This window comes from Campylobacter sp. 2018MI34 (assembly GCF_016598975.1).
In the GTDB taxonomy this organism is placed as follows: domain Bacteria; phylum Campylobacterota; class Campylobacteria; order Campylobacterales; family Campylobacteraceae; genus Campylobacter_D.
Map to the genome: position 1 here is coordinate 53928 of NZ_JAENKS010000002.1, position 12180 is coordinate 66107.

At 31.2% G+C, this 12180-nt stretch carries 8 protein-coding genes; all 8 read left to right on the forward strand.

Annotated features, from left to right (window positions below):
• Positions 1-534, forward strand: a complete 534-nt coding sequence (gene nusG / locus JG676_RS01255) for a transcription termination/antitermination protein NusG (RefSeq protein WP_200169379.1) — start codon at positions 1-3, stop codon at positions 532-534.
• Positions 535-569: 35 nt separating this feature from the next.
• Entirely contained in the window at positions 570-995 is a 426-nt protein-coding gene (gene rplK, locus JG676_RS01260; RefSeq protein ID WP_200217077.1) for a 50S ribosomal protein L11, read from the forward strand.
• A 55-nt stretch (positions 996-1050) separates the two neighbouring features.
• Positions 1051-1752: a 50S ribosomal protein L1 gene (rplA, locus tag JG676_RS01265; protein WP_200169381.1), complete on the forward strand. Its 702-nt coding sequence runs from the start codon at positions 1051-1053 to the stop codon at positions 1750-1752.
• A gap of 151 nt (positions 1753-1903) precedes the next feature.
• Positions 1904-2383, forward strand: coding sequence for a 50S ribosomal protein L10 (rplJ, locus tag JG676_RS01270; RefSeq protein ID WP_200169382.1), 480 nt, complete (start codon positions 1904-1906; stop codon positions 2381-2383).
• 10 nt (positions 2384-2393) lie between these two features.
• Positions 2394-2774, forward strand: a complete 381-nt coding sequence (gene rplL / locus JG676_RS01275; protein ID WP_200169383.1) for a 50S ribosomal protein L7/L12 — start codon at positions 2394-2396, stop codon at positions 2772-2774.
• 99 nt (positions 2775-2873) lie between these two features.
• Positions 2874-7001, forward strand: coding sequence for a DNA-directed RNA polymerase subunit beta (gene rpoB, locus JG676_RS01280; protein ID WP_200217078.1), 4128 nt, complete (start codon positions 2874-2876; stop codon positions 6999-7001).
• Positions 6994-11550 (forward strand): DNA-directed RNA polymerase subunit beta', encoded by a 4557-nt coding sequence (rpoC, locus tag JG676_RS01285; protein ID WP_200217079.1) that lies wholly within the window; start codon positions 6994-6996, stop codon positions 11548-11550. Before rpoB ends, rpoC begins: the two co-directional genes overlap by 8 nt.
• A gap of 126 nt (positions 11551-11676) precedes the next feature.
• Positions 11677-12180, forward strand: a complete 504-nt coding sequence (gene petA, locus JG676_RS01290; RefSeq protein ID WP_200169386.1) for a ubiquinol-cytochrome c reductase iron-sulfur subunit — start codon at positions 11677-11679, stop codon at positions 12178-12180.

Consider the following 12180-nt stretch of genomic DNA (forward strand, 5'->3'; position numbering starts at 1 on the left):
ATGAATAATCATAAATGGTATGCTATTCAAACTTATGCTGGTAGTGAAATGGCAGTTAAAAGAGCTATTGAAAATTTAGTAAAAGATAATGGAATTGAAGAGCAACTTAAAGAAATTGTTGTTCCAACTGAAGATGTTATAGAATTTAAAAATGGAAAAGAAAAAATTAGCGAAAGAAGTCTTTATTCAGGATATGTTTTTGCTTGTTTGGATTTAAATACAGAGCTTTGGCATCGTATTCAATCACTTCCAAAAGTAGGTCGTTTTATTGGAGAATCTAAAAAACCAACTCCTTTAAATGAAAAAGACATTGATTTAATTTTGGAAAAAGTACATCATAAAGCAGCTCCTAAACCTAAAATTGCTTTTGATGAAGGCGAAAATGTTAGAATTATTGAAGGACCTTTTGCTAATTTTACTGGAATAGTAGAAGAATATGATATGGTTAGAGGGTTATTGAAACTTAATGTTTCTATTTTTGGACGTTCAACACCAGTGGAAATTTTATATTCTCAAGTTGAAAAGATAATATAATACTTTAGGTATTTAATTTTAAGGAGATATTGGTTATGGCAAAAAAAGTTGTAGGCGAAATAAAATTACAAATTGCTGCTACAAAAGCAAATCCTTCACCTCCAGTTGGTCCAGCTTTAGGCCAACAGGGTGTAAATATTATGGAATTTTGTAAAGCTTTTAATGAAAGAACAAAAGATATGGCAGGTTTTAATATCCCTGTTGTTATTACTGTTTATGCTGATAAGAGTTTTACTTTTATAACTAAGCAACCTCCTGCTACTGATCTTATTAAAAAGGCTGCGGGAATTTCAAAAGGTGCGGATAATCCGCTTAAAAATAAAGTAGGTAAGCTTACTCGTGCTCAAGTTTTAGAAATTGTTGATAAAAAACTTGCTGATTTAAACACTAAAGATAAAGATCAAGCTGCAAAAATTATTGCAGGTTCAGCACGTTCTATGGGTGTTGAAATAGTTGATTAATATTTAAAATTTACCGCCAAAAGGCGGAAGCACTTTAAAAATGCGGAGAAAATAAATGGCTAAAATTACTAAAAGACTAAAAGAATTATCACAAAAAGTTGATTTAAAAAAGAACTATGTTTTAAATGAAGCAATTGACAATATTAAAACTTTAGCTTCAGCTAAATTTGATGAAACAGTTGAAATTGCTCTTAAACTTAATGTAGATCCAAGACATGCAGATCAAATGGTTCGTGGTTCAGTTGTTCTTCCGGCTGGAACAGGTAAAAAAGTTCGTGTAGCAGTTATTGCAAAAGATGCAAAAGCAGATGAAGCTAAAAATGCTGGAGCTGATATTGTTGGCAGTGATGAATTGATTGAAGAGATTCAAAAAGGTAATATGAATTTCGATGTTTTAATCGCAACACCAAATTTAATGGGTTTAGTAGGTAAAGTTGGTCGTATTTTGGGTCCTAAAGGATTGATGCCAAATCCTAAAACTGGAACAGTAACAATGGATGTAGCACAAGCGGTTAATAATGCAAAAAGTGGTCAAGTAAATTTCCGTGTAGATAAACAAGGAAATATTCACGCAGGATTAGGAAAAGTAAGCTTTTCTAAAGATAAATTATTTGATAATATTACTACTTTTGTCAAAGCAATTAATAAGCATAAACCAGCAGCTGCAAAAGGAAGATATATTAAAAGCGCTGCATTGAGTTTAACTATGAGTCCTTCGTTGAAGCTTGAAGTTCAAGAATTGCTAGATATGAAATAAGTTGCCTTAAATAAAAGGTAACTTAAAAATAAATATTTGAAGAAATTTTTTTTCTTGAAATATTTATTTTAGATTGAAGATAGTCGAGGTATTTATACTTAATTAGATTTTTATCTACTCTACTTGAAATCTCAATCGGAAAGGAGAAGATGTGACTAGAAGCGAAAAAGTTGAAATTATTGCTAAGCTTGAAGAAGGTTTTAAAGCTAGTGAAGCTATTATAGTTTGTGACTATAAAGGTTTAAAAACTAAGAAACTTGAAGAGCTTAGAAATAATGCAAGAGAAAATAATGTTAAAGTTCAAATAATCAAAAATACTTTAGCTAATATTGCTCTTTCAAATTCCGGTAAAACAGGCTTAACACTCAAAGATACAAATATTTATCTTTGGGGAGAAGATCAGTTAAGTGTTTCAAAAGTAGCTGCAAAATTTGAAGAAAATAACGAATGCTTTAAAATTAAAAGCGCTTTTGTGGATGGTGAAGTTGTTGAAGTATCTAAAGTTAAAGCTTTAGCTAAAATGCCTTCACGTAATGAGTTGCTTGCTATGCTTTTGCAGGTTTGGAATGCGCCTATTACCAACTTTACGATAGGTTTAAATGCTTTAAAAAATAAAAAAGAATCAGAATAAAGGATAAAAAATGGCAATAACAAAAGAAGATGTATTAGAATATATTTCAAATTTGAGTGTTCTTGAATTATCAGAATTAGTAAAAGAATTTGAAGAAAAATTTGGTGTTTCTGCTGCTCCTGTAATGGTTGCAGCTGCTGGAGGTGCTGCTGGAGGTGCTGCTGGAGGTGCTGAAGAAAAAACTGAATTTGATATTATTTTAACTGATAGTGGTGCTAAGAAAATTGAAGTAATTAAGATTGTTCGTGCTTTAACAGGTCTTGGACTTAAAGAAGCAAAAGATGCTGTTGAGCAAACTCCTTCTACTTTAAAAGAAGGTGTAGCTAAAGCAGATGCTGAAGCGGCTAAAAAGCAACTTGAAGAAGCTGGCGCTAAAGTAGAACTTAAATAGTTTTATGTTTAAGAAGACTTTTGTTAAGTCTTCTTTATTTTTATTTTTTACCTAATATTTAGGTCTTCTTTTTTAAATTTACCATATGAGGTATGCAATATGTCAAATAATAAACTAGGAAATCGTTTAAGAGTAGATTTCTCAAATATTTCAAAACAAATAGAAATTCCTAATCTTCTACAATTACAGAAAAAAAGCTTTGATTATTTTCTAAATCTTAATAATAACGAAAGTGGTATAGAAAAAGTTTTTAAATCTATTTTTCCAATACATGATCCTCAAAATAGATTGAGTTTAGAATATGTTAGCAGTGAAATAGGCAAGCCTAAATATACCATTAGAGAATGTATGGAAAGAGGTTTAACTTATTCAGTAAATTTAAAAATGAAAATCCGTCTTACCTTGCATGAAAAAGATGAAAAAACAGGTGAGAAAATTGGTGTAAAAGATATTAAAGAACAAGAAATTTTTATAAGAGAAATTCCTCTTATGACTGATAGAGTTTCTTTTATTATCAATGGAGTTGAGAGAGTTGTTGTAAATCAATTACATAGAAGTCCTGGGGTAATTTTTAAAGAAGAAGAAAGCTCTACAGTTGCAAATAAGTTGGTTTATACAGCTCAAATAATTCCAGATCGTGGTTCTTGGCTTTATTTTGAATATGATGCAAAAGATGTACTTTATGTAAGGATTAATAAAAGAAGAAAAATTCCAGTAACTATGCTTTTTAGAGCTTTGGGTTATAAAAAGCAAGATATTATTAAATTATTTTATCCTATACAAACTATCCATGTTAAAAAAGATAAATTTTTAACAGAATTTAATCCAAATGATTTTATGGATAGAATAGAATATGATATTAAAGACGAAAAAGGTAAAATTGTTCATCAAGCTGGAAAAAGATTGACTAGAAAAAAAGCAGAACAACTTTTAAAAGATGGCTTAAAATGGATAGAATATCCTATCGAAGTTCTTTTAAATCGTTATTTAGCAAATCCTATTATCAATAAAGAAACAGGAGAGATTTTATTTGACTCTTTAACTTTGATCGATGAAGCAAAATTGGCAAAAATAAAAGAACAAAAAAGCTTTGACATTGCTAATGACTTAGCCAATGGAGTAGATGCTGCAATTATCAATTCTTTTGCACAAGATAATGAAACTTTAAAATTATTAAAACAAAGTGAAAATATCGATGATGAAAATGATTTAGCAGCAATTAGAATTTATAAAGTAATGCGTCCAGGAGAGCCTGTAGTTAAAGATGCAGCTAAAGCCTTTGTTAATGATTTATTTTTCAATCCTGAAAGATATGATCTTACAAAAGTTGGTCGTATGAAAATGAATCATAAATTAGGACTTGATGTTCCAGAATATTTAACTATTTTAACCAATGAAGATATTATAAAAACAGCAAAATATTTAATTAAAGTTAAAAATGGAAAAGGTCATATTGATGATAGAGACCATTTAGGTAATCGTAGAATTCGCTCTATTGGAGAACTCTTAGCTAATGAATTACATTTAGGTTTAGCTAAAATGCAAAAGGCAATAAGAGATAAATTTACTTCTTTAAATACAGACATAGATAAAATAATGCCTTATGATTTAATCAATCCTAAAATGATCACTACAACTATTATAGAATTTTTTACAGGCGGACAGCTCTCTCAATTTATGGATCAAACAAATCCTTTAAGTGAGATTACTCATAAACGTCGTTTATCGGCTTTAGGTGAAGGTGGTTTGGTTAAAGAAAGAGCAGGATTTGAGGTACGTGATGTCCATGCTACTCATTATGGTAGAATTTGTCCTGTTGAAACTCCAGAAGGTCAAAATATAGGTCTTATTAATACACTTTCAACCTATGCTAAAGTGAATCAATTGGGTTTTGTAGAAGCTCCTTATAAAAAAGTTGTTAATGGAAAAGTAACTGATGAAATTGTATATTTAACCGCTACTCAAGAAGAAGGAATGTTTATAGCACCTGCTTCAACAAAAATTGATTCAAATGGTAATATAATAGAAGATTTTGTAGAAGCAAGACAGGATGGTGAAACTATACTTGCAAGACGTGAAGAGGTGCAACTTATCGATCTTTGTTCAGGTATGATTGTTGGTGTAGCTGCTTCTTTGATACCTTTTTTAGAGCATGATGATGCTAATAGAGCTTTAATGGGTTCTAACATGCAACGTCAAGCTGTGCCACTTTTAACTTCTAGTGCCCCAATCGTTGGAACTGGTATGGAAAAAATTATTGCTAGAGATGCTTGGGAAGCTGTAAAAGCTAAACGAGGAGGAGTGGTAGAAAAAGTTGATAATAGAAGTATTTTTATTTTAGGTGAAGATGATAAAGGTCCATTTATAGATCATTATACCCTAGAAAAAAATTTAAGAACAAATCAAAATACAAATTATATTCAACACCCTATTGTTAAAAAAGGTGATATTATAAAAGAAGGTCAAATTATAGCTGATGGTCCAAGTATGGATCAAGGAGAACTTGCTATAGGAAAAAATGCACTAATAGCTTTTATGCCTTGGAATGGTTATAACTATGAGGATGCTATAGTAGTAAGTGAAAGAATTATACGTGAAGATACTTTTACAAGTGTGCATATCTATGAAAAAGAAATTGAAGCAAGAGAATTAAAAGATGGTGTTGAAGAGATTACTAAAGATATACCTAATGTTAAAGAAGAAGATATTGCTCATTTGGATGAAAGTGGTATAGCCAAAATAGGAACACATATAAAACCAGGCATGATTTTAGTAGGTAAAGTTTCTCCAAAAGGTGAAGTAAAACCTACTCCGGAAGAAAGATTATTAAGAGCAATTTTTGGAGAAAAAGCAGGTCATGTTGTAAATAAGTCTTTATATGCAACTGCTTCTTTAGAAGGTGTTGTAGTTGATGTTAAGATTTTTACTAAAAAAGGTTATGATAAAGATGATAGAGCTATAAAATCTTATGATAAAGAAAAAATGACTTTAGAAAAAGAGCATCACGATAGACTTCTGATGATGGATAGAGAAGAGATGCTAAGAGTGTGTGCTTTATTATCTAATTCTCCTTTAAATAGTGAGCAAAAAATTAACAATAAAACTTATAAGAAGGGTCAAAAAGTAGATATTAAAGAACTTGAAAAAATCAATCGCTTCACTCTTGCTTCTTTGATTAAATCTTATTCTAAAGAAGTACAAAAAGAATACGATGATTTGAAAAATCACTTCCAAAATGAAAAGAAAAAACTTAAGAGTGAACATGATGAGAAATTAGAAATTTTAGAAAAAGATGATATTTTGCCAAGTGGAGTTGTAAAACTTGTTAAAGTTTATATTGCTACAAAAAGAAAACTCAAGGTTGGTGATAAGATGGCAGGACGCCATGGAAATAAGGGTATAGTTTCTACCATAGTTCCAGAGGTAGATATGCCATATTTACCAAATGGTAAAAGTGTAGATATAGCTCTTAATCCACTCGGTGTTCCAAGTCGTATGAATATAGGTCAAATTTTAGAAAGCCATTTAGGGTTAGTTGGATTAAGATTAGGAGATCAAATTCAAGAAATTTTTGATAGAAAACAAAAAGATTTTATTAAAGAATTAAGAGCAAAAATGCTTGAGATTTGTTCTATTCCAAGACTTGAAAATGAAAGAAATTTTATTAAAAAATTAAGTGATGAAGAAATTTTAAATTATGCTAGAGATTGGAGTAAAGGGGTTAAATTTGCTACTCCAGTTTTTGAGGGAGTTAATATAGAAGAATTTGAAAAACTCTTTGAAATTGCTAAAGTTGATATGGATGGTAAAACAGAGCTTTATGATGGAAGAACTGGAGAAAAAATAGCAGAACGTGTTCATATAGGATGTATGTATATGTTAAAACTCCATCACCTAGTTGATGAAAAAGTTCATGCAAGAAGTACAGGTCCTTATAGTTTAGTAACCCAGCAACCTGTCGGAGGAAAAGCATTATTTGGAGGTCAAAGATTTGGTGAAATGGAAGTTTGGGCACTTGAAGCTTATGGAGCTGCGCATACTTTAAGAGAAATGCTCACAATAAAATCAGATGATGTTGAAGGAAGATTTAGCGCTTATAAAGCTTTAACTAAAGGAGAAAATGTTCCAGCAACAGGAATTCCTGAAACATTTTTTGTTTTAACTAATGAACTTAAATCTCTTGCTTTAGATGTTGAAATTTTTGATAAGGAAGAAGATAATGAGTAAGCTTAAAATTATAGAAATCAAGGAAGAAGCAAGACCAAGAGATTTTGAAGCTTTTCAATTAAGACTTGCTAGTCCTGAAAAAATTAAATCTTGGTCATACGGAGAGGTTAAAAAGCCTGAAACAATTAATTATAGAACCTTGAAACCAGAAAGAGATGGGCTTTTTTGTGCTAAAATCTTCGGTCCTATACGTGATTATGAATGCCTTTGCGGTAAGTATAAGAAAATGCGTTTTAAAGGTGTTAAATGTGAAAAATGTGGAGTAGAGGTGGCAAATTCTAAAGTGCGTCGTTCAAGAATGGGGCATATTGAACTTGTAACTCCAGTAGCTCATATTTGGTATGTAAATTCTTTACCAAGTCGTATAGGAACTTTACTTGGTGTTAAGATGAAAGACCTTGAGCGTGTGCTTTATTATGAGGCTTATATTGTTGAAAATCCTGGCGATGCATATTATGATAATGAAAATACTAAAAAAGTAGAATTTTGCGATGTTTTAAATGAAGAGCAATATCAAAATTTAATGCAACGTTATGAAAATAGTGGATTTAAAGCAAGAATGGGTGGCGAAGTTGTTAGAGATTTACTTGCAAACTTAGATCTTGTTTCACTTTTAAATCAATTAAAAGAAGAAATGAATGCTACAAATTCAGAAGCAAAGAAAAAGACTATCATTAAACGCTTAAAAGTAGTAGAAAATTTCTTAAATTCAAATCTAAATGCTAATACAGATAGCGAGGATGCAGTACCAAATCGTCCTGAATGGATGATGATTACAAATCTACCTGTTTTACCACCAGATTTACGTCCTTTGGTTGCTCTAGATGGTGGAAAATTTGCTGTTTCTGATGTTAATGATTTGTATCGTAGGGTTATTAACAGAAATACACGCTTAAAAAAACTTATGGAGCTTGATGCACCAGAGATCATTATAAGAAATGAAAAAAGAATGCTTCAAGAAGCCGTAGATGCACTTTTTGATAATGGACGTCGTGCTAATGCTGTAAAAGGTGCAAATAAACGTCCTTTAAAATCTTTAAGTGAAATCATTAAAGGAAAACAAGGAAGATTTAGACAAAATTTACTTGGAAAAAGGGTTGATTTTTCTGGTCGTAGTGTTATTGTTGTAGGTCCAAAATTAAGAATGGATCAATGTGGTTTGCCTAAAAAAATGGCTCTAGAACTTTTTAAACCACATCTTTTAGCTAAATTAGAAGAAAAAGGCTATGCTACAACAGTAAAACAAGCTAAGAAAATGATAGAAAATAAAACAAATGAAGTTTGGGAGTGTTTAGAAGAAGTTGTTGAAGGGCATCCTGTTATGCTTAATCGTGCTCCAACTCTACATAAACTTTCTATACAAGCTTTTCATCCTGTATTAGTTGAAGGTAAAGCAATACAACTACATCCTTTAGTTTGTGCTGCATTTAATGCGGATTTTGACGGGGATCAAATGGCTGTTCATGTTCCTTTATCTCAAGAAGCTATTGCAGAATGTAAAGTTCTTATGCTCTCATCAATGAATATTCTTTTGCCAGCAAGTGGTAAATCTGTTACTGTTCCTTCTCAAGATATGGTTTTAGGAATTTATTATCTTTCTTTAGAAAAAGCAGGGGCAAAAGGTGCTCATAAAATTTGCACAGGAATTGATGAAGTGATGATGGCTTTAGAATCAAAAAGTCTCGATATTCACGCAAGTATCCAAACTCTTATAGATGGACGCAAAATTACAACAACGGCAGGGCGTTTAATTATTAAATCAATTTTACCTGATTTTGTTCCAGAATATAGTTGGAATAAAGTTTTAAAGAAAAAAGATATTGCTGCTTTAGTAGATTATGTTTATAAACAAGGTGGTTTAGAAATTACTGCAAGTTTCTTGGATAAATTAAAAAATCTTGGTTTTGAATATGCTACAAAAGCTGGAGTTTCTATATCTATTGCAGATATTATTGTTCCTAAAAATAAAGAAAAAGCAATCAATGAAGCTAAAAAACAAGTAAGAGAAATTCAAAATTCTTATAATCTTGGACTTATTACCTCGGGTGAAAGATATAATAAAATTATAGATATTTGGAAAAGTACTAATAATATTCTTTCAAAAGAGATGATGGATTTAGTAGAAAAAGATAAAGATGGTTTCAATTCTATTTATATGATGGCAGATTCTGGAGCTAGAGGTAGTGCAGCTCAAATTTCTCAGCTTGCTGCTATGAGAGGACTTATGACTAAACCGGATGGTTCTATTATAGAAACACCAATTATTTCTAACTTCCGTGAAGGATTAAATGTTCTTGAATATTTTATATCTACACACGGAGCTAGAAAAGGTCTTGCTGATACTGCACTTAAGACAGCAAATGCTGGTTATTTAACAAGGAAACTTATTGATGTAGCACAAAATGTAAAAATTACTATTGAAGATTGTGGAACTCATGAAGGTATAGAAATCAATGAAATTACTGCAGATAGTTCAATTATAGAGACTCTAGAAGAAAGAATTTTAGGTAGAGTTTTAGCTGAAGATGTTATTGATCCTATTACAAATTCAGTTCTTTTTGCTGAAGGAACCTTGATTGATGAGGAAAAAGCTAAAACTTTAGGAGAAAGTGGTATTAAAAGTGTAAATATTAGAACTCCTATCACTTGCAAAGCCAAAAAAGGAATTTGTGCTAAATGTTATGGTGTAAATTTAGGAGAAGGAAAGCTTGTTAGACCTGGTGAAGCTGTAGGAATTATTTCGGCTCAATCTATTGGAGAGCCAGGAACTCAACTTACACTTAGAACTTTCCATAGTGGAGGAACTGCAAGTACCGATTTGCAAGATAGACAAGTAAGTGCACAAAAAGAAGGTTTTATTAGATTTTATAATCTTAAAACCTATAAAAATAAAGAAGGTAAAAGTATTGTAGCCAATCGTAGAAATTCTGCAATTTTACTTGTTGAACCTAAGATTAAAGCTCCATTTAAAGGAATTATCAATATAGAAAATATTCATGAAGATGTTATTGTTTCAATTAAAAATAAAAAACAAGAGGCTAAATTTATTTTAAGAAAATATGATTTAGCAAAACCAAATGAATTAGCTGGAGTAAGTGGTAATATTGATGGTAAATTTTATTTACCTTATCAAAGTGGTAGTGAAGTTGAAGAAGACGAAAGTATAGTAGAAGTCATCAAAGAAGGATGGAATGTCCCAAATCGTATTCCTTTTGCAAGTGAAATTTTAGTAAAAGATGGTGATCCTATTGTCCAAAATATTAAAGCAAGAGAAAAGGGAACTTTAAAATTTTATATTTTGAAAGGAGATGGACTCGATAGAGTTAAAAATATTAAAAAAGGTGATATAGTTAAAGAAAAAGGCTTCTTTGTTGTAATAGCAGATGAAAATGATAGAGAAGCAAAAAGATATTATATTCCAAGAGAGTCAAAAATAGAATTTGATGATAGTACTTTTATAGAGGATCCAAATACTATAATTGTAAGTTCGACAAAAAAAGATAAAAATATTATTGCAGAATGGGATGCTTATAATCATACTACTATAGCAGAAATTGATGGAGTTGTTGCATTTGAAGATATTGAAGCAGGTTATAGTGCGGATGAACAAATTGATGAAGCTACAGGAAAAAGATCTTTAGTGATTAATGAGTATTTACCAAGCGGAGTAAGACCAACTTTAATTATAGTAGGTAAAGGGGATAAATCTGTTCGTTACCAACTTGAACCAAAAACAGTTATTTTGGTTAGCGATGGTGATAAAGTAGCTCAAGCCGATATTTTAGCAAAAACTCCAAAAGCAGCTGCAAAATCAAAAGATATTACAGGTGGTCTCCCAAGGGTTTCTGAACTTTTTGAAGCTAGAAAACCAAAAAATAGTGCTGTGATAGCAGAAATTGATGGAGTGGTGAGATTTGATAAACCGCTGCGTTCTAAGGAAAGAATTATTATACAAGCTGAAGATGGAACTAGTGTAGAATATTTGATTGATAAATCAAAACATATTCAAGTAAGAGATGGAGAATTTATTCACGCAGGTGAGAAGCTTACTGATGGAGTTATTTCTAGTCACGATGTTCTTAAAATTTTAGGTGAAAAAGCCTTGCATTATTATTTAATTTCTGAAATTCAACAAGTTTATCGCGGACAAGGTGTTGTAATTTCAGATAAGCATATAGAAGTTATTGTATCTCAAATGCTAAGACAAGTTAAAATTGTTGATAGTGGTAATACTAAATTTATTGAAGGAGATTTAGTTTCAAGACGTAAATTTAGACAAGAAAATGAAAGAATTATCAAAATGGGTGGAGAACCAGCCATAGCTGAACCAGTTCTTTTAGGAGTTACGCGAGCAGCTATTGGAAGTGATAGTGTTATCTCCGCTGCTTCATTCCAAGAAACGACCAAGGTTTTAACAGAAGCAAGTATTGCTGGTAAATTCGATTATTTAGAAGATTTAAAAGAAAATGTAATTTTAGGTCGTATGATTCCTGTTGGAACTGGTTTGTATCATGAGCAAGATTTTAAATTAAGAGAAAATATCGAATAGTTTAACTATTCGATATTTCTAAATATCTACTTTTATTTTATTTATCTTCTTTATTTTAAAGAAAAAATTAATTTTATTTTCGATAGACTGCTAAGTTTGGATATTAAAAAATGAAAGGAACTTAATATGGCTACATCTGAAAGTAGACGAAGCTTTATGGGTTTTGCATTTGGAAGTGTGGCTGCTGTGGGCGGCGTTTTTTCATTAGTTGCAATGAAAAAAACTTGGGACCCACTTCCAAGTGTAAAAGCTGCTGGTTTTACCACAGTTGATTTATCTGGAATGCAAGCAGGAGAACTTAGAACAATAGAATGGCGTAAAAAACCTATCTTTATTCTAAAAAAAGATGAAAGTATGCCAAAAGATGAAAAACGTGATGTTGTGGTCGATAATGCAGCATATACCGTTGTTATAGGATTGTGTACCCATCTAGGATGTATACCAGCTTATGCGCCAAGTGAGCAGTTATTTAAATGTGCTTGTCATGGTGGAGAATTTGATGTAAGCGGTAAAAATGTATTTGGACCACCACCTAAGCCTTTAGAAATTCCTCCTTTTAAAATAGATGGAACTAAACTTGTTTTAGGTGAAGAAGGTTCAGAATATAAAAAAATGATGGCGGAGGCTTAA

Bases quoted from the DNA above. Each gene is read 5' to 3' on its own strand.
- rplA (WP_200169381.1), top strand. From the start codon at position 1,051: ATGGCTAAAATTACTAAAAGACTAAAAGAATTATCACAAAAAGTTGAT.
- petA (WP_200169386.1), top strand. From the start codon at position 11,677: ATGGCTACATCTGAAAGTAGACGAAGCTTTATGGGTTTTGCATTTGGA.
- rpoC (WP_200217079.1), top strand. From the start codon at position 6,994: ATGAGTAAGCTTAAAATTATAGAAATCAAGGAAGAAGCAAGACCAAGA.
- rpoB (WP_200217078.1), top strand. From the start codon at position 2,874: ATGTCAAATAATAAACTAGGAAATCGTTTAAGAGTAGATTTCTCAAAT.
- rplL (WP_200169383.1), top strand. From the start codon at position 2,394: ATGGCAATAACAAAAGAAGATGTATTAGAATATATTTCAAATTTGAGT.
- rplK (WP_200217077.1), top strand. From the start codon at position 570: ATGGCAAAAAAAGTTGTAGGCGAAATAAAATTACAAATTGCTGCTACA.
- nusG (WP_200169379.1), top strand. From the start codon at position 1: ATGAATAATCATAAATGGTATGCTATTCAAACTTATGCTGGTAGTGAA.